The organism is Arthrobacter sp. 9E16, assembly GCF_002929435.1.
GTDB lineage: Bacteria > Actinomycetota > Actinomycetes > Actinomycetales > Micrococcaceae > Arthrobacter_B > Arthrobacter_B sunyaminii.
This window is the reverse complement of sequence record NZ_PJIU01000001.1, coordinates 1,198,743-1,224,567: the sequence shown is the minus strand read 5'-3', so window position 1 is coordinate 1,224,567 and position 25,825 is coordinate 1,198,743. Positions and strand designations below refer to the sequence as shown.

The following is a 25,825-nucleotide window of genomic DNA, read 5'->3' as shown; positions in this document are numbered from 1 at the left end:
GGTTGGGAACGGCTGAATGTCGGGGCAGACTCATCAGGGGATTTCGACGACGACGTCGGAGGGTTTCTTGTCCGGGCGCAGTCCGCGCCAGGCGGGGTGGCGGAGCTTGCCGGTGGCGGTGCGTTCGGAATAGGTCACTTCACCCACCAGGACGGGACGGACCCATTGGGCGTCGGAGGCGTCCGCGTGGGGAACTCCCTCCAACGGGGGTGTCTTGCGGGCCAGTTTTTTCAGTTTCCCGCCCACCAGGGCCAGATCTTTCTCGCTCAGGCCCGATCCAACCCGGCCAATGTAGGTCAGCTCATGACCGTCCGGAACGGCCACCAGCAGCGAACCGATCTTGGATGCCCGGTTGCCCTTGCCCGGGCGCCAGCCCACAATCACCACTTCCTGGGTGAAGGAATTCTTGAGTTTGATCCAGCTTTTGGACCGCCGGCCGGGGGAATAGGTACTGGTTCGCCGCTTGGCCATGACTCCTTCAAGGCCGAGCTCCCTGCTCGCCTCCACGGCCTCATCCATGGACATCTCCAGCGCCGGCGGCACCTGAACGTGGCCGTCCTCCCCCGCCGGTTCCACTGCGGATTCCAGGATCTCCCGCCGCTGCGAGTACGGCAGCTCCATCAGCGAGTTTCCGTCCAGCCACAACAGGTCAAAGATCATCAGGTGAACCGGGGTGCGGGCGGCGGCGGTCTCTATGTCGCGGCGCTTGGTCAGGTGCATGCGTGGCTGGAGCAGCCCGAAGTCCGGCCGGCCCGCCTTGTTGATGGCCACGATTTCCCCGTCCAGGACCGCGCGTTCCCCGTTCAGATGCCGGCCCAGTTCCTGCAGTTCGGGATAGGCGGCGGTCATGTCATTGCCGTTGCGGCTGATCAGCCGGGTTCCCTCCGGCGTCACATCCACCACCGCTCGGACGCCGTCCCACTTCATTTCAAAGGCCCATTCGTCGTCTTCATTGACGTCCGCGCGGGTTCCGAGGGTGGCCAGCATGGGTTCCACGGCGGGCATGCCGTGTTCCCCGGCGTCCGCCGCAACGGCCTTGGCTGTCCCGGCGGTGTCCGGAAGGGTTTTGGCCCCGGGAGGCGGCGCTGCTGCGGCGGCTGCCACGGTTTCGACGGGCGAATCTTCCGCCTCGTCGGGATCCCTGGCCTTCAGCTCACCCTTATCCGATTTGTTGGCTTTGTCCGCCTCATCGGGAGTACCGGAAGTGTCGGGAATGTCGGGAGTGTCCGCCGGATCCCGCGGCTCAGGCTGGTGCTTCATGAGGTGGATCAGCCAGTTGTTGGCCCCGCCCTTGCCGCCGGTGTGGATCAGGGCGAAGCGGCGGTCCGCGCTGCCTTCGGAGGCAAGGCCGCCGTCGGGCTGGCCGTGCAGCACGGCAATGACCTCCTTGCCGTCACGCCATTTCTCCGGTTCATAGGTTCCGTGGTCCCAGATCCGCACCTCGCCTGCGCCGTACTCCCCCTTGGGAATGGTCCCCGCAAAGCTGCCGTAGTCCAGCGGATGATCCTCCGTCTGGACTGCCAGATGGTTCTGGTCCGGAGAATCCGGCGGACCCTTGGGCAGCGCCCAGGAGACCAGGACGCCGTCATGTTCCAGCCGGAAGTCCCAGTGCAGCCGCCGGGCGTGGTGCTCCTGGATGACAAAGCTGTTGCCTTCGGAGGGCTCCGCGGGTTCGGCCGGAACGGGTTCCGGGGTTTTGGCGGCGTCGCGCATGCTGCGGTACTTACTGAGCCGGTCCGCAGGTCCCGCGCCGGTTCCTTCCGAGACGGCGTCCTCCAGTGCCTCGGCGTCCAGTTCCCCGGAGCCGGAGTCCATGCCGGTTAGCGGATCCCCGTCCTCGGCCAGCCGCTGCATCACCTGTTCGTAGTCCAGCTGGGCGAGGTCCGGATCCTCGAGCTCTTCCCAGGTGCGCGGCGCCGCCACCGTGGGCGTGAACCGGCCGCGCAGCGAATAGGGGCAGATGGTGGTTTTGTTGCCGTTGTTCTGGCTCCAGTCCAGCAGAACCTTGCCGGTCCGCAGGGACTTTTTCATGTCGGACACGATCAGGTCCGGATGGTCCGCTTCCAGTGCCCGCGCGAGTTCGTGTGCGACGGCGCTCACCTCGTCCGAGGTCTGCTTCCCGTCCAGCGCGGCATACAGATGGATGCCCTTGGAACCACTGGTGACCGGGCGGGCGTCCAGTCCCATGTCGGAGAGGATGTCCCGGGCCAGACGGGCCACCTCGGCACACTGCGCCAGGTCCACGCCCTCCCCCGGATCCAGATCCAGCACCAGGCGGTCCGGATTATTGATCTTGCCGCGCGGGCCAAACCGCCACTGCGGCACATGGATTTCCAGGGCCGCGCTTTGGGCCAGCCAGGTCAATGTCGCCAGGTCGTTGACCAGCGGATAAATGTTGGTGCCGCTCTTGTGTTCAATCGGAAACCTCTTCACCCACGTGGGAGCGGAGGTCTCAATGTTTTTCTGAAAGAAGACTTGCCCCGGATCTCCGGGCACTCCCACTCCGTGGACCCAACGCTTGCGGGTGGCCGGACGGTCCCGGGAATGCGGCAGCAGCGCCTCGGCGACGGCGGCGTAATAGGACAGCACGTCGGCCTTGGTGGTTCCGGTTTCCGGATACAACACCTTGTCCAAATTGGTCAGCCGGAGGCGGTGGCCGTCCACGTTCACAGTTTCCTGCTGCTTCAGACCCGCTCCGCTGCTCGCCATGGTCCCTAGTCTTACCGGGATGGGCACGCAATTTCCAGTATTTGTGAGCCTGCTGGGCAGATTACGCCAACGGCGTTCCGGAGCCACTGCTCAGCGTCGGAAGAACTGTGTACGTTGGGAAAATGACTGAGTCACAGCGGGTTTTGGTAACAGGCGCCACGGGCTACATTGGCGGGCGGCTGGTGCCGCTGCTCCTGCAGGACGGCCACAAGGTGCGGGTCCTGGTGCGTTCCCCAGACAAACTGCACGACGTTCCTTGGCACGACGACGTCGAGATCATCCAGGGTGACCTCGCGGACAAGGATTCCGTCGCCGAGGCCATGCAGGGCATCGATACCGTCTACTTCCTGGTGCATTCCATGGCCTCGGGCAAGGGCTTCGCCAGCCAGGAGGAGCGGATCGCGCACATTGTTGCGGACGCCGCGGCCGAGGCGGGGGTGCAGCGGATCGTGTATCTGGGCGGACTGCATCCGGAAGGTGAGCTGTCCCCGCACATGCGCTCCCGCACCGAGGTGGGACGGATCCTCCTTGAAGGTAAGGTTCCCGCGGTTGTCTACCAGGCCGGCGTGGTGATCGGTTCCGGTTCGGCGTCGTTTGAAATGATCCGGCACCTGACCGAAACCCTGCCGGTCATGCCGGCTCCGAGTTGGGTGCGGCGGAAAATCGAACCCATCGCCATCCGCGACGTCCTGCACTATCTGGTCCGCGCCGTCGACCTCCCCGCCGATGTGAACCGCACCTTCGATATCGGCTCCCGCGAGGTCCTGACCTATGCGGAGATCATGAACGGCTACGCGGAAGAGGCCGGCCTGCCTCGGCGGCGGATCTATGCCCTGCCGCTGCCCGCGCCGCGGCTCGCCGGCATGTGGGTGGCCCTGGTGACCCCGATTCCGCGGTCCATGTCGCTGCCGCTGGTGGAATCCCTGCAGCACGACGCCGTGTCCAAGGAACACGACATTGACCAGTTTGTGGCGGAGCCCGACGGCGGCCGCACCGGGTATCAGGAAGCGGTTAAGCGGGCGCTGGGCAAGGAAAAGCGCGGCGAGGTGGAAACCACATGGGCCAGCGCGTCGCCGTCGGCCGATGATGCGTCCTCACCGCTGCCGACTGACCCGAACTGGGCCGGGCAGACGGTCTATGTGGACTCCCGGCAGCGCCGTTCCTCGGTGGCTCCCGAGCATGTGTGGAAGGTGATTGAGGGAATCGGCGGCAAGAACGGCTGGTATTCGCTGCCGATGGCCTGGGCTATCCGCGGCGTGCTGGACAAGACCGTGGGCGGCGCCGGTCTGACCCGCGGCCGCCGCAATCCCACCACCCTGTTCACCGGGGACGTGGTGGACTGGTGGCGGGTGGAACTGCTGGAGCGCGGCAGCCTGCTGCGGCTGCGCGCCGAGATGCGGGTGCCGGGCAAGGCCTGGCTGGAACTGCGGGTGGATCCCGACGGCGGCGGCAGCCTGTACCGGCAGCGCGCCATTTACTTTCCCAAGGGACTGGCCGGGAAACTCTACTGGTGGCTCATTGCCCCGTTCCACGGCCTGATCTTCCCGTCCATGGCCAAGAACATCATCAAGAACGCGTCCAAGCTCGCCCAGGAAAGCTGAGTCAGCCCTCCACGCGCAGCCCGATGTTGGCGGCCAGCAGCGGGGCCAGCATCATCAGCTGCCCGTCATCGATCGTGGCGCCGTGCAGTCCGGCCAGGTGCGTGATGGACCGCAGCTGTGTGCTGCGCAGGTCCACGTCCTGCAGCACCGCTCCAGTGAGGCTCAGGGCACCGATCCGGCAGTCGCGGAAGGCCATCCGGGTGGCGTGGACGCCGTCCAGGTCTAGTTCCTCGATGGTGCAGCCGGTGATCAGGACGTCGGTGAGCCTGGAGTTGCGCAGGTTCACATAATCCAGTTTGCCGCCGTCCACGTGCACGGAGTTCCAGCCGTTGTCATACAGTTCCGCCGATCCAAGCCGGCTGCCCTCCAGGACCACGTCGCGGAAGGTGGCCCGCGGAGCACGGAACACCGGTGCATACAGGCCGGAGGACCGGCATTCCAGGAACCGGACGCCGCGCAGCGCGGTGTCCGTCATGGACACCGCACTGAACTCGCACTCCAAAAAGGTGCTGCCCTGCAGATCCGTGCCGTCGAAGGACTCCCCGTCAAAACGCAGGCCTTCAAAGGTGCCGGCGTCTTCCGGCGCCGGTGCTTCTTCAAGACCCTGCAGCGAAACGGGGTCCACAGCAGGTTGCTTGGTTTTTCCGGATCCGGATTTGCGGACGGGCGGGCGCCGGCCTGCCGGAGCCACGCCTACTTGCGCCGGCCGAAGATGAAGTAGGACAGCGGGCCGATGAAGTTCACGGCGCAGGCTGCGGACCACAGCGCCCGGGAACCGCGGACTTCGGAAGCGGGTCCGCGCCAGATGTCCGCCAGTGCCAGGCCGGCGAGAGCAAACTGCACGGTGGCGGAAACGCCCACCAGCTTCTTCTGCCGGCTGGTGAGGTCCTTGAGGGATTTCTTCGTGGCCATGGTGTTCCCGTTTCAGTTGATGATGGGTATTCCTCCCATCTTTCCAGCAAACCCGGCTGCAGCCACGGGCCGCCCTGGGCCCGCGTGTCCTGTCGACCGGGAAGCCGTGCTCACAACGCGGAGTGGGACCCCAGGCGGTGGTAGGTGCGGTTGTGATAGACCAGCGGGGCATCCGGCTCGCCGGAGGCAAGAATGTTCAGGACCTCCGCAGTCACCAGCACAGAGGATCCGACAGCGGTGCGGCTCAGGACGCGGGCACGCAGGGCATGCGGTGCATCCATGAGAAGCGGCTCGCCGGTGGGCAGATTCTCCCAGGCCAGTTCCGGGGTGAACCTGTCCGTTCCGGGCCGGGAAAACAGAGAGGCCAGCGGAGCGTTGCGTGCCCCCAGGAGATGCACCACCACGGTGTCAGCGGCGGCAATGACACCGGCTGATCCCTGAGCTGACGCCAGTGAGAAGACCAGAATGGGCGGGTCTGCGGAGACGGAGGACACGGACGAAGCAGTCAATCCGACCGGCCCGGCGTCGCCATACGCGGTAATAACGGCAACTCCGGCCGGATGGGCGCGGAAGGCGTCCTTGAAATGGTCTGTCAGCATGAGTCAACGCTAGAACCTCAACTATGGTTGAGGTCAAATCGGCGGCCGGTACCCGCCGTCGGGCCGCCCGCTAAAACTCGAAGGCGCGGGCGCCGGTTCCCCGGTCGGCTGACGCATCGTCTGGATTGACGAAGCGGCATTCGGCCAGCGAGAGGCAGCCGCACCCGATGCATCCGCCGAGCCGGTCCCGCAGAGCCTCGAGGGAATGGATCCGCGCGTCCAGGTCCTGGCGCCAGGCAGAGGACAGCCTCTGCCAGTCACTCTGGTCCGGCACGGCGTCCTTGGGCAGTTCATCCAGTGCCCGTGCAATGGCGGACAGCGGAATGCCTGCACGCTGCGCCGCGCGGATGACTGCTACCCGGCGCAGGACCGAGCGGTCGAATCGGCGCTGGTTCCCCGCGGTTCGGCGGCTGCTGATCAGCCCCTGCCGCTCATAGAAGTGCAGGGCTGAAACACTCACCCCGCTGCGTTCAGCCATCTGGCCCACGGTCAGTTCGGACCGCCCTGCTGCTTCCCCGCCGGTTGATGCTTCCCTGCCCACAGCCGCTCCCTCCGTTGCGGGTTCCATTATCCGCCCTGGCAAACCTGCACACACCCGGCAGGGCGTGGTTTTGCGGTCCGGCTCTGGCGGTCCGCACCCAGAGGTGTGAGAGTGGCGCTCTGACCATGTGCCAACGCCAACCCCAGAGAGGCCAACTTGTTCCCCGCAGCTCCTGATGCCGCAGGCACCCTGGTTTTCCTGCAGGGCACCGGCAATCCTGATCCTGTCCCCGCCGAAACCATTCGCTGGATGCTTGCCCGGGATCCGGCGCTGGAAGGCTATGCTGTCCTGGATGTTGCGTGGGCAGCCGGTGCCGCCCCGGACATCAGCGTGGTTTCCGCGCTCCCGCCGCGTTACCAGCCGGCAACGGCCGCGACCCCGACGGAACTCACCTCAGCGGAACGCGGGTTGGCCTTGGCCGGGTTGGATCTTCTCAATGCTCCGCCGCTCCACCGCCTCCCGGACACCGCTGCATCCGGAGTCCAAACCGGAACAGAGGAGAACAATGTTGCCGCAGTCAACGCCGCGGAAGAAAACCTGCTGGGCAGCAGCCTGGAGCGGCTAACCCTGAACCTGATCACCGACGTCGCAATCCGCCGCCGCGTGACGCTGACAGATGCAGCATCGGATTTTTCCCGCAGCATCATCTACTACCTGCGCCGGGGCGCCGAGGCCCGCACCGCCGTCACGCATGCCCTCCGGATGGCGAACCAGGACGCCCCCGTGGTCCTCTTCGGCCACAGCCTCGGCGGGGTGGCCGCAGTGGACCTGGTCTCCGATCCCGGGTGGAAAGCTGAAGGCATTCGGCTGGACCTGCTCGTCACCGCCGGTTCCCAAAGTCCCTGGCTCTATCTGCTGGGCGGACTCGCACATTTGGCCCCGGGCGGACCGGGTACGCTGCCGGCACCCTGGCTCAACTTTTGGGATGAACGTGATCTGCTGTCCTTCTGCAGCGAACGGGTCTTTGCCGGACGCGGTGACCGGATCATCGATCAGGAAGTTCAGTCCGGAGAGCCGTTTCCCGGTTCGCACAGTGCCTATTTTGCCAATCCCGACGTATACCGGGCCATCGGAACCGAATTAAAGCTGGGCTGAGCGCTCCGCGGCACTCTGGTCGAGGCCCCCGGGTTGGTGTTCACTGGGAGACATGAGAGCCATTTGGAAGGGTGCCATAGCCTTTGGGCTGGTCAATGTGCCGGTGAAGGTTTATGCCGCCACCGAGAACCACGACGTCAGCCTGCACCAGGTCCATGAGAAGGACGGCGGACGCATTCGCTACCAGCGCCGCTGCGAAATCTGCGGCGAGGTAGTGGAATACAAGGACATTGCCAAGGCATACGACGACGGCGAGCAAACGGTGGTCCTCAGCGATGAGGAACTGGCCTCCCTGCCGGTGGAGAAGAGCCGGGAGATCGACGTCGTCGAATTTGTGCCCAGCGAGCAGGTGGACCCCATCCTCTTCGATAAGACGTACTATCTGGAACCCGATTCGAAATCGACGAAGTCCTATGTGCTGCTGCGCCGGACGCTGGAGGACACTGACCGCACGGCCATCGTGCAGTTTTCGCTCCGGCAGAAGAGCAGGCTGGGTGCGCTGAGGGTCCGCGGCGACGTGCTGACCCTGCAAACCCTGCTCTGGGAGGACGAAGTCCGGGAAGCTGCTTTCCCGTCATTGGATGAGAAAGTCCGGATCAGTGCCAAGGAACTGGAGATGTCTTCAACCCTGGTGGAATCCTTCAGCTCGGACTTCAACCCCGCCGAGTTCACTGACGACTATCAGGAGCAGCTGAAAACGCTGATCGAAGCAAAACTGGAAAAGGGCGAAGCCTTGGATACCGAAGAGACTTTCGGGACCGAAACCGAAGAGGAGGGCGGGAAAGTCCTGGACCTCATGGAAGCCCTGCGGCGCAGCGTGGAAAAAAACCGCGACAAGAAATCATCCGGGTCAGGGTCCAAGCCCTCAGATTCCGGAACGCGTTCCTCTACCCGCATTCAAAAAGATGACGCCAAGCCTGCGGAAAAGAAACCCGCACGCAAGGCTCCGGCCAAAACCAGGAAGGGTGCCTAAACCATGGCGCTGACAAACTTTTTCCGGGACCGCAACGGACGCATCCGAATTGTCGAGGTCCCCAACCTGCCCGTCCTCGCGTGGGCAGGTCTCGGCGCGGCATCCATGATGGCCCTGACACCGAAGTATCAGCAAGTTCTGGGGTCCCTCAGCAAAGTTTCCCTGATCCTCTGGGCATCGCTGGAGGCAGCACGGGGGAACAGCCCGTTCCGCCGCACACTGGGCATGGCCGCCCTGGCCCGCGAGGTCCTGCCCCGCCGCTAACGGGTGGCTCGGCTGTGGGTTCTTGCCGGGGCTATTGCCGGTAACCTTCCACTTCCCCCACCGGCCGCACCGTCGCGTCGTCCGGGTTTTCCCCGGCGTCCAGACGGGCGCGGCGCTGCCGCAGCAGGTCCCAGCACTGGTCCAGCTGCTCTTCAAGCAGGCGCAGCTGCTCCAGCCGATCTTCGGGGTGATCGTCGGCCTGGGAATCCCGCAGCCCCTGTTCCTTCTCCACGAGTTCTGAAATGCGGTGCTGAATTTCGGTAACGTCCATGTCCCTACGCTAACCATCCGGCCGACCGGTGACCATAACGTTGGGGAGGATAGACATCACGGGCGCATTGGCAGATGCCCGGCGAGGGGAGCGTCAGCGCGGGAGCAGCTGTCTCAGGAACCGGGAAAACCCGTCGGGGGCACGGCCGTCCCTGCGACCGGAGGTAACAACCCGGGTTTGGTCGGTGGCAATCCACGGTGTGCCCGTGTCCTTGATCCGGGCCACCAGATCCACATCCTCATGGGCGGCCAGCGCGGCAAACCCGCCCGCACGGAGATACGCCGTCAGGGAGAACCCCAGATTCGCGCCGTGGATGTAGGGGTGCCCCTCGGCCAGAACATGCTGTCCCTGCCACTCCGCCAGCTCCGCAGCACTGAGATCCGCCGCAGCGGGAACCACGGTGCCCAGGACCAGGCCGTAGCCAACGGCGGCAAGCCGATACTGTCGGATGAGCCAGTCCGGCCGAACCACCGTGTCGGCGTCGGTGGAGGAAATCCAGAGTCCGGACCGCTGCGGAAGGGCGGCAATGCCGGCTGCCCGGGCAGCGCCGACCAGGCCGAAGGAACCGGCCACCATCCTCAGGTCCAGCTCCGAAGCCCACCGGGACTGCAGCCCGGCCACCACATCCGCAGATCCGTCCGTGCAGGAATCGAGCACCACCGTGACCGAAGCCCCGATGCCGCACTGTTCCGCCGCCGCGCGCATGGCAGCACCCACCGATGCCAGGGACTCGGGCAGGAGCTGCTCTTCGTTGCGGGCCGGAATCACAACGGCCAAATGTTCGGGTGCGGGCATCCGCTAAGGCGCCTCAGTGCGGGCCAGCACGTCAATTCGGAAGTCCTGCTCTCGGTGTTCCGCGATGATCTGCAGGCCGCTCCGTGCCCGGAAAGCTTCGTGGACCTGGTCGCCGGTCAGCTCCCAGCCCTCGTTTGGATGGCGCCAGTGACACAGCAGGACCACGCCGTCGTCCGTCAGGGATTCACTGGTGCGCTCGATGAGTTCCTCGAGCGCACTGTGCTGGAGGAAATACCCGATCTCCGAAACAACCACCAGGTCATAGCGGCCCGGGGGCCAGTCTTCCGGCACGGTCCCCTGTTCCATGCGCACGTGGCCGGCCGATGCCAGCCGCTGCCGGGCCAGTTCGAGTGCACGGTCGCTGATGTCCGTCGCCAGCACGGCATCAGCGCGGCCCGCCAGTTCCCGGGTGAAAACCCCGATGGAACAGCCGGGTTCAAAAACCGCTGAGAATTGCGGTCGCGGAAGCATGGCCAGACACAGCGCGCGTTTGCGGTGCTCGTAGAAACTGTCCTCAAAGTGCCAGGGATCAGAGCTGCTCTGATACAGATCCTCAAAGACTTCGCGGGGCGGTCGCGGGGTGGACAGCGCAAACGATTCAAAGCTGCGTTCAAAGTGGGCCAGAACGGCAGGGCTGAGCAGCGCTTCGTCTCCAGGTGCCGGCGAGAGGGGCCGCACCTGGGTGACATGCGCGTCCATCGCCCGTTTCTTGGCGGCAGCAGCGTCACCGAGAGGCAGCAGCACCAGGTTTTCCGGGACATCTCCCGGCTGGCCCCAATGCCACAGCCATATCGGATATTCCAGCAGCGGAAGGCCCATGGTTCGGGCAAGGGCGGCCGCCGCCTGCCCGGCGGTGTCATGGTCGGTGTGTCCGTCGCTGCGCCAGGGCGCGGCCAGAACCGTGTTTTCCTTAGCGGCGGAGCCCACGATGGCAGCCAGCGCGGCGTCGAGTTCGCTCCGGTGCCGGGCCAGTCCGCCGTCGGGCAGGTCCAGGAAGTGCACGGTGGCCCCGGGCGCCAGAAGTGCGACGGCGTCGCGCAGTTCAACCCGCCGGACGCGTGCCAGCTGCTCGGCAGAGAAAGTGGGAGAGTCCGGATGGGAAGCCTCGCCGGCCGTTGCCACCACCACGTCGACGGCGATACCGCGGGCAGCCGTCAGCGCGATGAGTCCGCCGGCTCCGAGGGTTTCATCATCCGGATGGGCGGCCAGGACCACGAGCCGGCCGGTTCCGTGCGGCCAGAGCCGGGCCGGGTCAAGGTAGCTGCGGCCTTCAACCGCTGAAAGCCACCGGGCTTCGGGGACGGAGTCGTCCAGGTGGCTGAAGCTCACCACGGGATCTCCCCGCCCTGCAGCAACGACCGGCCCAGGGCGGCGTAGTCGCGCTCCGCGTGGTGCTGACGAAGGTAAATCCGAAGGTCTGCGGTGCGCCGGGCGTGATCTTCTTCCAGCGCCAGCGGCCCAGGACCCAGTCCGTGGTCCGCCAGCGTGAGGACCTCTTCCGCGGCATCGGCCACGATGCCCCGGACCCGCTGCGCCAGCATGGCGCCGTCGCGACCGCCAGCGTCACCGGCGTCGACCCGGGCGGCGGCGTCGTCCAGCACGGCGCGGGCTGCCTGCAGCCGGGCGTCAGCCTTGCCGAGCAGCGAATGGGCAATCTGGTCCGGTTCGCGTTCCGCGGCAGCCCGGAACATGCGCCGGGCCACTGCTGCTGCTCCCCCGTACCAGCAGGCCGCCACTCCCATTCCGCCCCAGGCAAAGCCGGGCCGCTCGAGGTACCAGTTGTCTGCACCCACGGGGCGGGCGGATGCACGCTGGAAATCCACCGGTCCGCTGTCGACATCGGCCAGTCCCCGGCTCACCCATGTTTCCGGCACGGGTGTCACCGCCGGTTGACGCAGGTCCACGGCGAAAGCGCGACGGCGGCCGTTGCCGGTGTGGGCGGTAACCACAGCGTGGTCGAGGCGGGCTGCGAGGGAACACCAGGGCTTGCGCCCGGACAGCTCCCATCCATCCGGGCCAGGGGTAGCCGTGACGGCCATGCCGGGCCCTTCGGCGGCAAATACTCCCCAGGTTCCGGGCTCAGCGCTGATTCCGGCCTGGTCCAGGATGGCCAGGGCATCCAGGTGCGGCTCTATTGACCGGGCAGCCGTGAGGTCGGCTGCAGCAACGGTGGCGAGGATGGACCACAGCGTTTTGGTCCGCCCCTGACCGGGGAACGGGGCAGCTACTGCAATGTCGCGGGCCAGACGCAGCCCGGCGTCGGCGCTGCCGTGGACTGCCGACGCTTTTCGGGCGAGGTCCGGAAGGTCCGGCACCTCCTGTGATCCGAAAGCCTGCTCGGCTGCGGGGTTGGCTGTGATGTCCACCGTTTCCTTACTCCCAGGAACGGTTTCCAGCCTGTCCATGGTGCGTTGTAGAGGTTTGTCCCCAGTCTGCCAGTTTCAGGAACGGGATTCCTCTTCTTCGCCCCGGGTGAACGTTCCCGAACGGCTAGGCCGGAGAGGTACGCCCAGGAACGGAACGTGAGCCGAACAGCAGGCCCAGTCCCACCATGGCGACCCCCAGGATCAGGTGGAGCCAGTTGTCCGCAGAGTTCACGGGAACAAAATTCCCTTCGGAGTGGTGCGGCACGATGAGTCCGTAAAGGAACAGCAGAAGATAGACGATGCCGCCGCCAATGAGGTAGATCCGGGCCAGTTTGTTGGTTCGGGCCATGATCAGTCCGAGAAACCCGAACAGCAGGTGGACGATGTTGTGCAGTATGGACACTTGGAAAACGCCCAGAAGCAGTGCTTCGGATTCAAACCCTGAAAGATAAAGGACGTCGTAGTTGGAGGTGATTCCGGGAACGAAGCCCAGAACACCGATCAGGATGAAGATAATGCCGAAATACCAGGAGGCTCGCTGTGCATTGGTGCGGCGGAGTGACCTGCCGCGGATGGGATAGGACATTGGAAACTCCTTTTATGCCTTGGCGACATGTGTTGCCGGCCGCGGCCGGCTAGTGCTCAACGCGTATCCCCCGGAGCGAATAATTCCTCAACTGTTGCACAATCACCAGATCATGGGAAGCATGCTTAGCATCCTGAACTGACCGGCACCGAAAGGGCTCACCCATCATGGTTTTCGCTCCTCGCACCGCAATCGTCACGGGCTCCGACTCCGGAATCGGCAGGGCCACCGCGGTGGCCCTCGCAGCAGCAGGAATGGATGTGGGCATCACCTGGCACACCGATGAGCAGGGGGCCAGGGAGACATCGGAGGAAGTGCGCGCCCTCGGCCGAAAGTCGGTCACAGCACGGCTGGACACCACGGACCTTCCGGGTTGCGGGCAGGTCATTGACCACCTTGCGGCGGAGCTGGGATCACTGGACGTGTTCGTCAACAACGCCGGCACCGGGGACGGCAAACCCTTCCTCGAGCTGGACTTTCCCACCTGGATCGACACCCTGAACACCAACCTCAACGGAGCCTTTGTCTGCCTGCAGCACGCCGCCAAAAAAATGGTGGCGTCAGGTCGGGAAGGGCGCCTGATCGCCGTGACCAGCGTTCACGAAACCCAGCCGCGGGTGGGATCGGCGGCCTACACGGCATCCAAGCACGGGCTGGGCGGCCTCATGAAGGTCATGGCCCTTGAACTTGGCCGGTACGGGATCACCGTAAACTCGGTGGCTCCCGGCGAAATCGCCACCCCCATGACGGACCAGCATGACGAGGACCCGCACCGGGCGGAGCGTCCCGGCATACCACTGGGCAGGCCCGGCGACGCCCGCGAGATCGCCGCCGTTGTCGCCTTTCTTGCCTCCCCGGCCGCCAGCTACGTCACCGGTGCCTCCTGGCCCGTTGACGGCGGGATGCTGCAGATGGGGCCGCAGGGCGGCTCGCACATTGTCTCCACCGACTGGATGGAGGCCTGACCATGGAAAGTCTCTGGCTGTCCACTGCCCCGCCCGTCCCCTCCGACCCGTTTATTCCCTCTGCGGAATATGACGTCGTGGTGGCCGGAGCCGGCCTGACCGGACTTGCGGCTGCGTTGCTGCTGGCCCGCCGCGGCCAGAAGGTTGCGGTGCTGGAGGCCCGGCAGGTTGGAGCGGTGACCTCGGGGAACACCACGGCAAAGGTCTCCCTGCTCCAAGGTGTTCAGCTGTCCACCATCGCCTCCCACCAAGGAGCCGACGCCGTCCGCGACTATGTGAACGCCAACCGGGCAGGCCAGGACTGGCTGCTCCGTTTCTGCCGCGATCATGGGGTGGACCACGACATCCGCACCGCCTACACCTATGCCCTCAGCGAGAAGGGCCGGCAGAGCTTGGAGGCTGAGTTTTCAGCCGCCACAGCGGCCGGCTTGTCACCGCAGATGACACTGGAAACCGAACTGCCGTTTGAAGTCTCCAGAGCCCTGGAACTGCCCGGACAGGCACAGATCCATCCCTTGCAGGCGCTGGCAGCACTGGCTGCGGAACTGCGGGCGGCGGGAGGGACCCTGGTCCAGGGGATCCGGGTCACCGGAGCAGGCAAGGCGGCGGACAATCGGGTCCGTGTCCTGACTCCCTCCGGTTCCGTGTCAGCACGCCATCTGGTGCTGGCCACCGGAATACCAATCCTGGACCGCGGCGGTTATTTCGCGAGGCTCCTGCCGCTGCGTTCCTACGCAATGGCCCATCCGATCCGCGGAGCGGTGCCGCAGGGAATGTACTTGTCCGTTGACTCCCCTTCACGGTCCCTGCGTACGGCCCGTGCCGGCGGAACGGATTACCTCATTTCCGGCGGGAACGGCCACGCCGTCGGACGCCATCCGCATCCGCAGTCGCTGGTGGAGGACCTGTCACGGTGGACCACACATCATTTTGCGGTGGCGGATCCCATTTATGCGTGGTCCGCCCAAGACTATGAGCCCGCCTCCGGAGTGCCCTATGTGGGGCAGGTTCCTTTTGGTGACGGCAGCATTTTCGCGGCGACCGGTTTCAACAAATGGGGCATGACCAACGCAGTGGCCGCCGCCCTTGCACTGAGCCAGGCCATTGCCCCTGCGGCGGAGGGCGACGGGGCTCTTAACTGGTACCAGCCGAAACTTTCCTCCCGCGATGTTCTTACCTCCGTGCGGGACAACGCCGAAGTGGGGCTTGAAATGCTGGCCGGCTGGGCGTCATCGCTGGCCGGGGCGGACGAATCCGCCCCGCCCGAGGGCCAGGGAAAGGTTGTGCGCAAGAATCTGCGGCCTGTGGGTATCTGCACCGTGGACGGCGAAATATCCAGGGTCTCTGCGGTTTGCCCGCATCTGGGCGGCGTGCTTGCCTGGAACGACGCCGAGGCATCCTGGGACTGCCCGCTGCACGGTTCACGGTTTACAGCGGACGGCAAGCTGCTGGAAGGCCCAGCGGTCCGGGGGCTGGACCGCGGCTGATCCGGGGGCTGGACCGCGACTGATCCGCCAACCCCCGGACGGTGAAACTAGAGCCCTGCCCGCGGACCGCCTGATTCCGGATCGTCCATGGCGGGATCCGCCTCAGGCGCCGCTGCCAGGGGAGAGGTCGAGGTGACAGGTGCATCGGGCGCCGTGGGAGGGGCGTCGACGTTGCCCCGCCAGGAACCTGTGGCAGCACCCTGAGACTCAATAAATTCCTTGAAAGCCTTCAGATCTGACTTGACCTGCCGGTCATCTGCTCCGACCACGGAGCCCACTTTCTCAATGAAGGTTTCCGGATCCCAGTCCAGCTGAACGGTCACCCGGGTTTCCTCGTCTCCAAGCCGGTGAAAGGTCACCACCCCGGCGTGTGTGGTTCCGTCCGTGCTCTTCCAGGCGACCCGCTCGTCCGGATGCTGTTCGGTGATTTCCGTGTCGAAAACCCGCTCCACTCCGCCGATCTTCGTTACCCAATGGTTGTTGGTTTCCGAAGTCTGGGTAATGGATTCCACTCCGCTCATAAACTGGGGAAATGATTCAAACTGGGTCCACTGGTTGTAAGCCGTGGACACGGGAACTGCAACGTCAATGGACTCTTCTACGGTGGTCATGGAGGTCCCTACGGTAGGCGGATCGTGCCGGTTGGAAGCGAAAATTCCGCTTCGGGCCCTTCACGCTACCGAACGGACACACCGACTTCAAGGAGAAGGTAAGCTTACTTAGGTTGGCGGCTGCGGCCGGGGCTCCACACCGGAAACCCGGGAGAACACAGCCGTCCTTCGTCAACAGATTTCGTCAACATTGGAGGAAACGTGAAGGCATCCAAAGAACTGACCACCAATCTGCAGGCCGTCCTCGTAGACCTCATTGAGCTGCACCTGCAGGGCAAGCAGGCACACTGGAACGTTGTGGGCAAGAACTTCCGCGACCTTCACCTGCAGCTCGATGAAATCATCGAAGACGCCCGGCTCTTCGCAGATGAACTGGCCGAGCGCATGCGCGCGCTGGGAGCCATCCCCGACGGCCGGAGTGTTGCAGTGGCCGAAGGCACCTCGCTTGCCCCGTTCCCCGCAGGTCTCGTGGACACCAAGGACACCGTCACCCTGACGGTCGCCATGCTGAACGCGGCCGTGGGCACCATGCGTGAGGTGCACGACCAGGTGGACGAGGAAGACCCCACCACCGCTGACATCCTGCACGGCTTCATCGGCAAGCTCGAGCAGTACGCCTGGATGGTCAATGCGGAAAACGTCCTGCCCACTGCCAAAGTGGTTACCCCCGAAGACGCAAATACCCAGCCGACCGTCTAGCACCGGCACCCCGGCGGCCGGCTCTTCCCTCCGGGAGGAGCCGGCCGCTGCTGTTTGCCGCGCCTTTCCCCGCACGAATGCCGAGCCCGGGCAGGCTTAGGCCACTGCCGTCCGGACCTCCTCCAGCAGCTCCGCCATCTGCTTCATCGCCTCATCCGCGTCACCGATGGCCACTGCCCCGGCCACAAGCTCGTGGCCCCGCAGAGCCACCTCGCGCGGATGGTTGGGCATGCGGCCCTGGTGAGTGCGCCCGGTCAGGACTTCCGCGACCACCTCGTCAAGGGAAGCGAACATTTCGTTTCCGCTGGAGCGCAGCAACAGGGTGTGGAAGGCAATGTCGGCGGCGAGAAACTCTTCCAGCTCGCCCGCTTCCCCCAGCACCCGCATGCGTGCCGCCAGTTCCACCAGCGCGGACCGCTCCGTTTCCCCGGCATGCCGGGCAGCGCCGGCGGCCGCCATGGGCTCCACCGCCACCCGCAGTTCCGTCAGTGTCCGGAACTGGCCGTCCCTGCCCGGGCCGCTCAAACGCCACCGGATAATGCGCGAATCAAAAACATTCCAGTGGGACGGGTCTTGGACCACAATGCCAATGCGGCGTTTGGAATACACCAGATTCATGGACTCGAGGATCCGCATACAGTCCCGCACCACGGTCCGCGAGACACCAAATTCCTCCTGCAGCCCCTCCAAGGTCAGCCGGTCTCCGGGTTGAAGCGTTCCGGCCACGACATCCGCTCCGATGGCATCGATTATGGCCCCGTTCAGGACCGCTGCCGCCGCCCGCGGAGGCTCCCTGATGTCCACGCTGTTCCCCTGACTTTCAAACGTGCAATGTTGATTCGGTTTTCCGAACCGGGTTCCGCAATGCCACTAAAGCGTGTCCTTCAACGGCAGTGACCCGAAATCTGCGCTGAACCAGCCTAACGTGGCATTGGTGTTATCAATCACTTATATGGTGATACCTTTGTCCTGCAGATCACTTCGGAGGGGGCCAGCCCGCTTCCGGCGACAACGGCGTCCAAGGAGAAATATGAGCCCCGCCCCGCAGCACCTGGTCATTATGGGTGTGTCCGGTTCAGGCAAGACCACCATCTCCACTCTCCTTTCGGAGCATTTGGGCTGGATTGCGGCTGAAGCGGACGAATTCCATTCCGAAGCCAACATTGCCAAGATGGCGTCCGGCACCCCCCTGACCGACGAGGACCGCTGGCCCTGGCTGGATTCCATTCGGAACTGGATGGACACCCAGGCAGAAAACGGACGGTCCACCATCGTCACCTGTTCCGCGCTGAAGCGTGCGTACCGGGACGTCCTGGCCTCCGCTTCCGGACAGCTGCACTTTGTCCACCTCAACGGCGACGCCGAGGTACTGCGTGAGCGGATGAAGACCCGCAGCGGCCATTTCATGCCCGCGTCACTGCTGCCTTCCCAGATCAACACCCTGGAACCGCTGTCCGAGGACGAACCCGGGATTGTCATCGACATCCTCCACTCACCTGCAGAGATCGCAGCAGACATCCTCGACAGGCTTGACCTGCCCGCGAACTGACCCCGCCTCCCCCTCCCCGCTCCGGCACATTTGCGCCGCAGCCACTTCCAACAGTCACTCATTTAGTAACGGAGCTAAACCCATGACAATTGAAGGCTGGTCCCAAACCCTCGGTGCGGGCCCCCTCCTCCTGATCGCCGGCGGAGCCATTGCACTGCTGCTGTTCCTGATTCTGAAGCTGCGCCTGCACGCCTTCGTGTCCCTGATCCTGGTCAGCCTGCTGACTGCTTTCGCCACCGGAATCCCCACCGGCAGCGTTGTCACCGTACTGACCGGCAGCTTCGGATCAACACTGGCCACAGTCGCCCTGCTCGTGGGCCTGGGTGCCATGCTGGGCCGGCTGGTGGAAACCAGCGGCGGCGCCAAGGTCCTGGCCGACACCATGATCCGGATCTTCGGCGAGAAGCGTGCTCCCTTTGCCCTGGGCGTCGCCTCACTGATTTTCGGCTTCCCGATCTTCTTTGACGCCGGCCTTGTGGTCATGCTCCCCGTGATCTTCTCGGTGGCACGGCGGCTCGGCGGCGGCGTACTCCGCTACGGCCTGCCCGCAGCCGGCGCCTTCTCTGTCATGCACGTCTTTGTACCCCCGCACCCCGGCCCCGTCACCGCCTCCGGGTTCTTTGAAGCCAACATCGGCGCCGTCCTGATCCTCGGCCTCATTATTGCCCTGCCCACCTGGTACCTCACCTCCTACCTGTTCGGCCTCTGGGCCGGCAAAAAGTTCGTCCTGCCGGTGCCTGCCGTGCTCGGTGAGATCGACGACGACGAGATCAAGAACCCGCCGAAGTTCGGCACCGTGGTGGCCGTGCTGCTGCTGCCCCTGATCCTTATCTTCCTGAACACCGGACTGAACACCCTGGCCTCGGCCGGAGTAGTCTCCGCCGAAGCCGCCGAGCAGTCCTGGTTCGCGTTCCTGCGCACCCTGGGCGAAACGCCGGTGGCACTGCTCATCTCCCTCCTCGTGGCCTGCGTGGTCCTGGGCACCCGGCGCGGCGAATCCAAGACCGCCATCGAAAAAGTACTCGAATCAGCTCTGGGCCCGGTCTGCTCGGTCATCCTGATCACCGGCGCCGGCGGCATGTTCGGCGGCGTCCTGCGCACCTCCGGCATCGGTGCCGCACTGGGCGATGTCCTCAGCGACCTCGGTGTCCCGCTGATCCTGGCCGGCTTCCTGATCGCCGCAATCCTCCGCATCGCCCAGGGCTCGGCCACGGTCGCCCTGACCACTGCAGCCGCCCTGATTGCTCCCGGCGTGCTGGAATCCGGCTACAACACCGTCCAGACCGCGGCCATGGTCGTGGCCGTTGCCGCCGGCTCCGTGGTGGTCAGCCACGTCAACGACTCCGGTTTCTGGCTGGTGGGGCGCTTCATGGGCATGGATGTGAAAACCACACTGAAGACGTGGACCGTGCTGGAAACGCTGATCGGCATCATGGGCTTCGCCCTGGCAGCGCTGGCCTTCGGACTGGCTTCGCTGGCCTAACCGGCGAAACGACGACGACGGCGGGGCACCTTCGCGGGTGCCCCGCCGTCGTCGTTCCCCGAGGGCTCTTGATGCCCCTGTGCCTCGAGTGTCAGTGGTGCATGAAAACATGAGAAGTTACGAAAGTTTTCGGTGCTTCACACCGCCCTAGGGAAGGACCCCACGCACCATGATGGGTGGTCATCACGCAGCATCCGGCGCCGCAGCCTGGATTGCCGTCGCTTCAACCGCACCGCACGCCCTCGGCTGGTATCCGGTTACGCCGCTGGGCGTGGTCACGGGCGCACTGCTTACCGCCGGTGCCGCCCTGCTTCCGGATTTGGATCACCACAGCGGAACCATTGCCCATTCCCTGCCGCCGGTCACGAAGATCCTGGCCCGGATCACTGAACAGATCAGCGGCGGGCACCGGCGCGGCACGCACTCCCTGCTGGGCCTTGCCGTGTTCGTGGCCCTGTCCACCGCGCTGGGCAAGGTCACCGCCGACGTGCCGTTGTTCGGATCGGTGGCGGTGGGTGCGGGCCTGCTGTCGGTGCTGCTCATGGGCTTTGCCCTGAAAGCGCTAAAAATTGCGGGCGGTCCTGCCCGCAGCTGGCTGCTGGCACTGTCCTTGTCCGCCTTCATCGCCGTCTACGCGCCGGAAAACAATGACTGGCTGCCCGTCGCCGTCGGACTGGGTGTCGCCGTGCACATCCTCGGGGACCTGCTGACCCATCAGGGTGTCATGATTCTGTGGCCGCTGCGGATCAAGCGCCCACGCTCTCTGGCCGGCATCCCCGTGCTCAACAAGCTCTGGCGGAGCAGCGGCTGCATGTCACTGCCCCTGATCGGCGCCGCCGGGTCCTGGCGGGAATGGGCCCTGATGGTTCCGGTGACCGTGTACGCCATGTACGGAGTGGTCCACGCCGCTTTCTTTGCCCTGGCCCAGTGGGCATCTGCATAAAACACCGGACCGGGCCAACAGCCTGCCGTTAGAATAGTTCGCTCCTGTGAACGATAATGGAGGTTGTGGAACTAGCCCTGTTAGCTGTCATCGGCGTGGCTCTCATAGTCACCGTCGCCGCCTTCTCCAAGCGCCTGGGCATTGCCGCGCCCTTGATCCTGGTGGTGGTCGGGCTGGGACTGTCCTATCTGCCGGGGCTGCCCACGTTTACGGTGCCGCATGACGTCATCCTGATGGGTGTGCTGCCCCCGCTGCTCTATGCGGCAGCGGTCAACGTTCCGGTGGTGGATTTCCGGCGCAACTTCGGTGCCATTTCCAGCCTGTCGGTGTTTTTGGTCCTGTTCTCCGCCTTCGCAACAGGGTTGCTGCTGTACATTCTGCTGCCGAATCTAAACTTCGCCGCCGCCGTCGCGCTGGGTGCCGTGGTAAGTCCGCCGGACGCCGTAGCCGCCACTTCAATCGGCAAGAAACTCGGCCTGCCGCCGCGGCTGGTAACGGTTTTGGAAGGCGAGGGACTGGTCAATGACGCCACCGCGCTGGTTCTGCTGCGCTCCGCTATCGCGGCCAGCGCCGGTGGCTTGGCCAGCGTCTGGGACGGTGTCGCGGACTTTGGCTTTGCCGTGGTGGCCGCCGTCGTCGTGGGCCTGCTGGTGGGATTCGTTACGGTGTTCATCCGTTCCAAGCTCCATGATCCCGTGCTGGACACCGCTATTTCCTTTGTGGTTCCTTTCCTTGCTTTCATTCCCGCGGAGGAGCTCGGAGCTTCCGGCGTTCTGGCCGTGGTGGTGGCCGGGCTGTACACGGGCCACCGCGCGGGAGCAGCTTTCAGCGCACAGGCCCGGATCAATGACAGCGTCAATTGGCACACGGTCCAGTTCCTGCTGGAAAACGGCGTCTTCCTGCTGATGGGGCTCGAGATCCGCTATCTGGTTGAAAACGTCGATCCCGCGCTGCTGACCGTCCGGGAAGCGGTAATGATCGGCTTGGCTGTCACCGCGCTGCTGATCGTGATTCGCTTCGCGTGGATGGGCCCACTCATCCTGTTCCTGCGCGCCAAGGTCGGATATCAGGAGCGCCGCACCAGCCGCTTCCGGACGGCACTGGACAGAATGTCGGCAAGAGGACTGGCCGACGCCCGCACCCAGCGCCGCCATACCCGCGGCGAAGAATTGTACCGAAGGCGCCAGGCGGACATCGCCCAACTCCGCAGCGAAGGACTGGACTGGCGCGGCGGCGTCGTCATCGGCTGGTCCGGAATGCGCGGCGTAGTAACTCTGGCCGCCGCGCAGTCCCTGCCGGAAGCCACTCCCTATCGGGAACAGCTAGTCCTCATCGCCTTCACGGTGGCCGTGGTGACCCTGCTGCTGCAGGGCGGGACCCTGCCCTGGGTTATCCAAATGCTGGGTGTCCGCGGACGCAACGCCGCGGAGGACCAGCGGGATCTGGCCACATTGCTGGACCAGATCAGCGACGCGGGCCTTAAGGTTCTGGAAGACCCGGCCAAGTGCCTGGACCAGGATACAGACGTGGACCCGGACGTGGTGGAACGGGTGCGCCAGAGCACCTTCCTGCGCAGCGAACTCGCGTGGGAACGCGTCAAGGCGCTGGGCATCGGCACTTCACCCACCCCCCAGCTGCAGTACCGTGAACTTCGCCGTGCCGTTGTAGACGCGGAGCGGAACGCGCTGCTGCAGGCCCGCCGGGAGGGACACTTCCCCTCGCGTACCCTCGCTGATGCCCAGCGGCTGCTGGATCTGGAGGAATCCCGGCTCAGGCCGCGGCTGGGTGAGCACTAACGGCCTGAGCGCCGGGGTGCGGTCCGGGCTAATCCTGGTGGAGTTGAATGTAGTTTCCGCAGCCGTCGTCGAACACGGCCTGGGTTCCCATGGCATCCGTGGACGGAGGCCCGGTGAACCGGACTCCCAATGCACTGAGGCGCTCCATTTCGGCCTGGACATCATCAACTCCCAGCACCACCGCGGGCAGTCCCATGCCGTAGACGCCGGTGCGGTAGGCCTCAGCGACGGGATGGTCACTGGGCTCCAGAAGCAGGCCGGGCCCGTCAGGAATATTCGGCGCCTGGACGATGAAGAGGTTGTACTCCGGCAGCACCATCAGCGGCTCAAAGCCCAGGGTGCCGGTGTAGAAGTCAAAAGCGGCGGCCGGATCAATCACGTGGATACTGCTCATCTTTACGCGCATGGGCGAAAGAATACTCCCGGCGTTGCCGCCGGAGCGGCAGAAACCAAAACAGGTACCGGTTTCCCCTAACGGCTCCGGCGCGTCCGGCCGCCCTTGGTGCCGCTGCCCTTCTTCGCCGTGCCGCCCCTGGCCGCGGCTCCGCCCTTGGCGCCGGTGCGTCCGGCAGACTTCGACGCCGGTTTCCCGCCGGATCCCGGCTTCTCCCCGCTCCGGCTCTGCCGTTCCTTGGTGCGCTGCCGGGCGGTGGTTTTTTGCTCTTCCTGGACTGAGGGCTGGCGTGAGCTGTTCGCCGTGCGCCCGCGAACAATCCCCACAAACTCCTCAATACCGGGATCTTGGGCATCTTCAAGCCACGCAACGGCAATCTTCGTGGCCGGGACGCCGCTGAGCGGCCGCGCAACAACGTCGCGGCGCGAATACAGCTTCGCAACGGACATCGGCAGGATCAAAAGGCCGGCACCCGAGGCCACTACTTCCATTCCGACGTCGGTGCTCCCCATATCCCGCAGGTCCAGCAGGTTCTCACCGGCCAGATCTGCCAGATCCAGCTCATCAAAGGCAGCAACGGCCGAATCCTTCGCCGCAGCCACCACCGGCCGCTCCTCGTAAAGGGCAATCACGCTCAGGTCCGCGGGCCGGACAAACCCCTGCTCCGGTACCCGCACAAACACCACATCCGCTTCACCGGCGCGCAGTTCGTCAAAGACCGTGTCCTCACCGCATTGATAGGAGACCAGTTCACGGTCGTGGCGCTCGGTCCACCGCCCAATCCATTTTCCGGGCGTCACACCGGGCACGTAGGCCACAGTCAGCGGACGAGCCGGGCGGGTTTGGCGGGGGTAAGCATCTTCAGGCACCTTTTCAGGTTAGCCCAGCCTGGTCCTCCTTCTTTCCCGCAGGCTGCACTCCCCCGTGAACTTCCCGTGCACCCGGGACCGGGCCTGCGGCGGATATCCTTGAAAGATGACTTCCGAGAAATCCCAATCCATGAAACCTGCCACGGCAGCCAAGAAACTGGGCATCTATCTGCCCGCAGCGCCGCAGGAGTTCCAGGACGGGCCCATCTCCCGCGCCCAGTTCGACGAGCTCCAGGCCAATCCGCCGCAGTGGCTCGTTGATCTTCGCCGCAACGGTCCCCATCCCCGTCCCGTGGTGGCCCAGAAACTCAACATCTCCATCAGCGGCCTCACCCGGTCGGGCATCACCGATGCGCTGACCACTGCTGAGATCACCGCACTGCTGGCCGCACCGCCGGCATGGCTGGTCCAGGAAAGGGCGAGCTTCGCGGCTGTCCGCGACGAAGCCAAGCGCGTTAAGGAAGCAGAAGCCAAGAAGGCCAGGAAGGCAGAGCAGGCCGCACAGCAGGCCAACAAACAGGGCTAACTGCCAGCGTCCTGGTCCGTGTGCTGCTCCCCCGGCCCGGGGAACAGCACACGGACCAGGACATAAAAAAATCACCCCGGTTTCTTCAACCGGGGTGATTCTGTTTGTGCGCGAGGGGGGATTTGAACCCCCACGCCCTTTCGGACACTGGCACCTGAAGCCAGCGCGTCTGCCGTTCCGCCACTCGCGCAAAAATGGTTTCCCTCGGTAAGTGTGCATTCAGTCTCACGACCTTCTGCGTCTCAATTCCTCGGGAACAGCAGAATCAAGCATACCCACAATTTCCCCAAACACCTAAACGGCCGTCCGGGGACGCCAAGTTCCCCGCCGTGACGCGGATTTTGCGGCCCCAGCAGCCGTGGATCCGGACGGGCAGGAGCCCTCCGCCCCAGAGATCCCGGCCGTTTCGCCGCAGGGGAACCGTCGTGAAGCCGTTACGTTGTTTGTTGGGAGAGATGAGTAGTATCGAAGAGGAGCTTTGTATCCTTGGCCTGCCTTGGAGACGCTCCGGATTCAACCGGACAGTCCGGACAGAGGATAGGGAAGGAGGCGAACATGGGCTTACTCGATAACGTTGAACGCGGCATCGAAAAAGTTGTACGAGGTGCCTTCTCCACAGGGTCTTCCGGCCGGGTGGAACCCCTTGAGCTGGCCATCGCCCTGCGGCGCGAACTTGATGAGCGTTCCTTCACCGTGGGGCAGGGACGAACACTGGCACCTAATGTCTTCACTGCCCGCCTGTCCGATGCAGACTTCCAGCGTGCCCAGGAGTGGGGGGCCCCGCTGGCCGAGGAGCTGTGCGATGTGGTCATTAAGCACGCCAGGAGCCAGTCGTACACCCTTCAGGGTCCGGTGCGGGTGTCCTTCACCCGCGATTCATCGCTGAAAGCCGGAGTGCTGGAGGTTGACTCCGCCACAGAAAAGGCGGGCAGTCCTGCACCGCGTCAGCCGGCCCCGCCCGCCCCGCGCCAGACACCCGCCCGCATGCAGCCGGTCCTGGACATCGACGGGCAGCGGTATTCACTCAATGCTCCGTCCGTGGTGCTCGGACGTTCCTCCGAAGCCGATATCCTCGTTGATGACACCGGCGTATCCCGCCGGCATCTTGAAATCCGCACCGAAAACGGTGTTAGCCGCGCCATCGACCTTGGCTCCACAAACGGAAGCTTCGTCAACGGCCAAAAAGTACAAGGGGAAGCAGATCTCACGGATGGTTCAACGATCGCGATGGGCCGCACCCGCATCACCTTCCGCCTCCTTCCTGTTCGGACCGGAGGACGTTAGTGGACGGTAGTTTGGTTTTGACCCTGCTCCGGTACGGGTTCCTGCTCCTGCTGTGGCTCATGGTGATCAGTGTTGTCGGTGCCATCCGGCGTGATTTGGTGGTGGGAAGCCGCAACCGCACCGGCACACCCACTGCCCGGCAGATCCGCAAGAATCCCGAATTGGAGAAGCAGGTCCCCGCCCCGGCAAAACTCCCCGCACGTCAGGTTTTCGTGACGGAAGGTCCCCTGCGCGGCACCACCCTGGAGCTGGCCTCAAGCCCCATTCTTCTGGGCCGCGCGCAGGAAGCAACGCTCGTGCTCGAAGACGACTATGCCTCAGGCCGGCACGCCCGCCTGTTCCCCCAGGGCAGCCGCTGGTTTATTGAAGACCTTGGCTCCACCAACGGCACCTTCCTGGGCGGCAGCCAGCTCACGCGCGCCCTGCCGGTGGAACCCGGGGTTCCTATCCGCATCGGTAAGACGGTCCTTGAGTTGAGGCCCTAACCGTGGCTCTGGTCCTCAAATA

General features: G+C 64.7%; 27 protein-coding genes, 1 tRNA gene and 1 pseudogene. 14 read left to right on the top strand and 15 right to left on the bottom strand.

The annotated features are described in order from the left end of the window. Positions 1-33: 33 nt before the first annotated feature. Positions 34-2,709 (bottom strand): ATP-dependent DNA ligase, encoded by a 2,676-nt coding sequence (locus tag CXR00_RS05880; protein WP_104053516.1) that lies wholly within the window; start codon positions 2,707-2,709, stop codon positions 34-36. Positions 2,710-2,831: 122 nt separating this feature from the next. Here CXR00_RS05880 and CXR00_RS05875 point away from each other — a divergent pair, with 122 nt between their 5' ends. Then, positions 2,832-4,310, top strand: coding sequence for an SDR family oxidoreductase (locus tag CXR00_RS05875; RefSeq protein WP_104053515.1), 1,479 nt, complete (start codon positions 2,832-2,834; stop codon positions 4,308-4,310). 1 nt (position 4,311) lies between these two features. Here the strand turns inward: CXR00_RS05875 and CXR00_RS05870 are convergent, their stop codons facing one another. From CXR00_RS05870 to soxR, 4 genes are all read right to left on the bottom strand, one after another. Further along, on the bottom strand, positions 4,312-4,935 hold the full coding sequence (locus CXR00_RS05870; RefSeq protein WP_258060279.1) for a pentapeptide repeat-containing protein: 624 nt from the start codon (positions 4,933-4,935) through the stop codon (positions 4,312-4,314). 68 nt (positions 4,936-5,003) lie between these two features. Beyond that, positions 5,004-5,222, bottom strand: a complete 219-nt coding sequence (locus tag CXR00_RS05865) for a PLDc N-terminal domain-containing protein (protein ID WP_104053513.1) — start codon at positions 5,220-5,222, stop codon at positions 5,004-5,006. Positions 5,223-5,332: 110 nt separating this feature from the next. Next, the gene (locus CXR00_RS05860; RefSeq protein WP_104053512.1) at positions 5,333-5,821 is read right to left on the bottom strand and encodes a flavin reductase family protein; all 489 of its coding nucleotides are present in this window, start codon (positions 5,819-5,821) and stop codon (positions 5,333-5,335) included. A 70-nt stretch (positions 5,822-5,891) separates the two neighbouring features. Then, complete coding sequence (gene soxR / locus CXR00_RS05855) at positions 5,892-6,389, bottom strand: redox-sensitive transcriptional activator SoxR (protein WP_104053511.1); 498 nt, start codon at positions 6,387-6,389, stop codon at positions 5,892-5,894. A gap of 129 nt (positions 6,390-6,518) precedes the next feature. Between soxR and CXR00_RS05850 the strand changes: the two genes are divergently transcribed. From CXR00_RS05850 to CXR00_RS05840, 3 genes are read left to right on the top strand one after another with little or no spacing between them, the layout of a single operon-like run. Next, entirely contained in the window at positions 6,519-7,457 is a 939-nt protein-coding gene (locus CXR00_RS05850) for a hypothetical protein (RefSeq protein WP_104053510.1), read from the top strand. 52 nt (positions 7,458-7,509) lie between these two features. Continuing rightward, positions 7,510-8,430, top strand: a complete 921-nt coding sequence (locus CXR00_RS05845; protein WP_104053509.1) for a Ku protein — start codon at positions 7,510-7,512, stop codon at positions 8,428-8,430. A gap of 3 nt (positions 8,431-8,433) precedes the next feature. Further along, complete coding sequence (locus tag CXR00_RS05840) at positions 8,434-8,694, top strand: hypothetical protein (RefSeq protein ID WP_104053508.1); 261 nt, start codon at positions 8,434-8,436, stop codon at positions 8,692-8,694. A gap of 31 nt (positions 8,695-8,725) precedes the next feature. On the opposite strand, the gene CXR00_RS05835 is transcribed toward CXR00_RS05840, so the two are convergent. From CXR00_RS05835 to CXR00_RS05815, 5 genes are all read right to left on the bottom strand, one after another. Further along, positions 8,726-8,965 (bottom strand): DUF2630 family protein, encoded by a 240-nt coding sequence (locus tag CXR00_RS05835; RefSeq protein ID WP_104053507.1) that lies wholly within the window; start codon positions 8,963-8,965, stop codon positions 8,726-8,728. 93 nt (positions 8,966-9,058) lie between these two features. Continuing rightward, positions 9,059-9,760 carry a glycosyltransferase family 2 protein gene (locus CXR00_RS05830; RefSeq protein WP_104053506.1) on the bottom strand — a complete coding sequence of 234 codons (702 nt, stop codon included), beginning with the start codon at positions 9,758-9,760 and terminating at the stop codon, positions 9,059-9,061. Between the two features lie 3 nt (positions 9,761-9,763). Then, entirely contained in the window at positions 9,764-11,089 is a 1,326-nt protein-coding gene (locus CXR00_RS05825; RefSeq protein WP_258060278.1) for a PIG-L family deacetylase, read from the bottom strand. Then, entirely contained in the window at positions 11,086-12,126 is a 1,041-nt protein-coding gene (locus CXR00_RS05820) for an acyl-CoA dehydrogenase (protein ID WP_146068451.1), read from the bottom strand. Before CXR00_RS05820 ends, CXR00_RS05825 begins: the two co-directional genes overlap by 4 nt. 124 nt (positions 12,127-12,250) lie before the next feature. After that, on the bottom strand, positions 12,251-12,712 hold the full coding sequence (locus tag CXR00_RS05815) for a DUF4383 domain-containing protein (protein ID WP_104053503.1): 462 nt from the start codon (positions 12,710-12,712) through the stop codon (positions 12,251-12,253). 167 nt (positions 12,713-12,879) lie between these two features. Here CXR00_RS05815 and CXR00_RS05810 point away from each other — a divergent pair, with 167 nt between their 5' ends. Together CXR00_RS05810 and CXR00_RS05805 are read left to right on the top strand one after the other, a co-directional pair. Then, positions 12,880-13,677, top strand: coding sequence for an SDR family oxidoreductase (locus CXR00_RS05810; protein ID WP_104053502.1), 798 nt, complete (start codon positions 12,880-12,882; stop codon positions 13,675-13,677). A gap of 2 nt (positions 13,678-13,679) precedes the next feature. Beyond that, positions 13,680-15,164 carry an FAD-dependent oxidoreductase gene (locus CXR00_RS05805; protein WP_104053501.1) on the top strand — a complete coding sequence of 495 codons (1,485 nt, stop codon included), beginning with the start codon at positions 13,680-13,682 and terminating at the stop codon, positions 15,162-15,164. 164 nt (positions 15,165-15,328) lie between these two features. On the opposite strand, the pseudogene CXR00_RS05800 reads toward CXR00_RS05805, so the two are convergent. After that, a pseudogene (locus CXR00_RS05800) lies at positions 15,329-15,775 on the bottom strand (SRPBCC family protein); the annotation flags it as partial. Between the two features lie 201 nt (positions 15,776-15,976). On the opposite strand from CXR00_RS05800, the gene CXR00_RS05795 reads away from it, so the two are divergent. Further along, positions 15,977-16,474, top strand: coding sequence for a Dps family protein (locus CXR00_RS05795; protein ID WP_104053499.1), 498 nt, complete (start codon positions 15,977-15,979; stop codon positions 16,472-16,474). Positions 16,475-16,570: 96 nt separating this feature from the next. Here the strand turns inward: CXR00_RS05795 and CXR00_RS05790 are convergent, their stop codons facing one another. After that, positions 16,571-17,278 carry a FadR/GntR family transcriptional regulator gene (locus CXR00_RS05790; RefSeq protein WP_219815982.1) on the bottom strand — a complete coding sequence of 236 codons (708 nt, stop codon included), beginning with the start codon at positions 17,276-17,278 and terminating at the stop codon, positions 16,571-16,573. A 226-nt stretch (positions 17,279-17,504) separates the two neighbouring features. On the opposite strand from CXR00_RS05790, the gene CXR00_RS05785 reads away from it, so the two are divergent. The 4 genes from CXR00_RS05785 to CXR00_RS05770 all read left to right on the top strand — a co-directional run bounded on the left by CXR00_RS05785 (position 17,505) and on the right by CXR00_RS05770 (position 22,245). Then, positions 17,505-18,023 carry a gluconokinase gene (locus CXR00_RS05785; protein ID WP_104053498.1) on the top strand — a complete coding sequence of 173 codons (519 nt, stop codon included), beginning with the start codon at positions 17,505-17,507 and terminating at the stop codon, positions 18,021-18,023. An 82-nt stretch (positions 18,024-18,105) separates the two neighbouring features. After that, entirely contained in the window at positions 18,106-19,506 is a 1,401-nt protein-coding gene (locus CXR00_RS05780) for a GntP family permease (protein WP_104053497.1), read from the top strand. A 169-nt stretch (positions 19,507-19,675) separates the two neighbouring features. After that, positions 19,676-20,449, top strand: coding sequence for a metal-dependent hydrolase (locus CXR00_RS05775; protein ID WP_181032187.1), 774 nt, complete (start codon positions 19,676-19,678; stop codon positions 20,447-20,449). A 56-nt stretch (positions 20,450-20,505) separates the two neighbouring features. Beyond that, on the top strand, positions 20,506-22,245 hold the full coding sequence (locus CXR00_RS05770; RefSeq protein WP_258060277.1) for a sodium:proton antiporter: 1,740 nt from the start codon (positions 20,506-20,508) through the stop codon (positions 22,243-22,245). Between the two features lie 28 nt (positions 22,246-22,273). Here the strand turns inward: CXR00_RS05770 and CXR00_RS05765 are convergent, their stop codons facing one another. Then, a complete protein-coding gene (locus tag CXR00_RS05765; RefSeq protein WP_104053496.1) occupies positions 22,274-22,651 on the bottom strand; it encodes a VOC family protein in 378 nt (125 codons plus the stop codon). 65 nt (positions 22,652-22,716) lie between these two features. Continuing rightward, positions 22,717-23,508: a LysR substrate-binding domain-containing protein gene (locus CXR00_RS05760; protein ID WP_104053495.1), complete on the bottom strand. Its 792-nt coding sequence runs from the start codon at positions 23,506-23,508 to the stop codon at positions 22,717-22,719. Between the two features lie 106 nt (positions 23,509-23,614). Between CXR00_RS05760 and CXR00_RS05755 the strand changes: the two genes are divergently transcribed. Continuing rightward, on the top strand, positions 23,615-24,034 hold the full coding sequence (locus tag CXR00_RS05755) for a DUF5997 family protein (protein ID WP_104053494.1): 420 nt from the start codon (positions 23,615-23,617) through the stop codon (positions 24,032-24,034). Positions 24,035-24,141: 107 nt separating this feature from the next. Here the strand turns inward: CXR00_RS05755 and CXR00_RS05750 are convergent. Then, positions 24,142-24,224, bottom strand: a tRNA-Leu gene (locus CXR00_RS05750). A 365-nt stretch (positions 24,225-24,589) separates the two neighbouring features. On the opposite strand from CXR00_RS05750, the gene CXR00_RS05745 reads away from it, so the two are divergent. Both CXR00_RS05745 and CXR00_RS05740 read left to right on the top strand, forming a co-directional pair. Then, positions 24,590-25,318 (top strand): DUF3662 and FHA domain-containing protein, encoded by a 729-nt coding sequence (locus tag CXR00_RS05745; RefSeq protein WP_104053493.1) that lies wholly within the window; start codon positions 24,590-24,592, stop codon positions 25,316-25,318. Between the two features lie 59 nt (positions 25,319-25,377). Next, complete coding sequence (locus CXR00_RS05740; RefSeq protein WP_104053761.1) at positions 25,378-25,803, top strand: FHA domain-containing protein; 426 nt, start codon at positions 25,378-25,380, stop codon at positions 25,801-25,803. Positions 25,804-25,825: the final 22 nt, after the last annotated feature.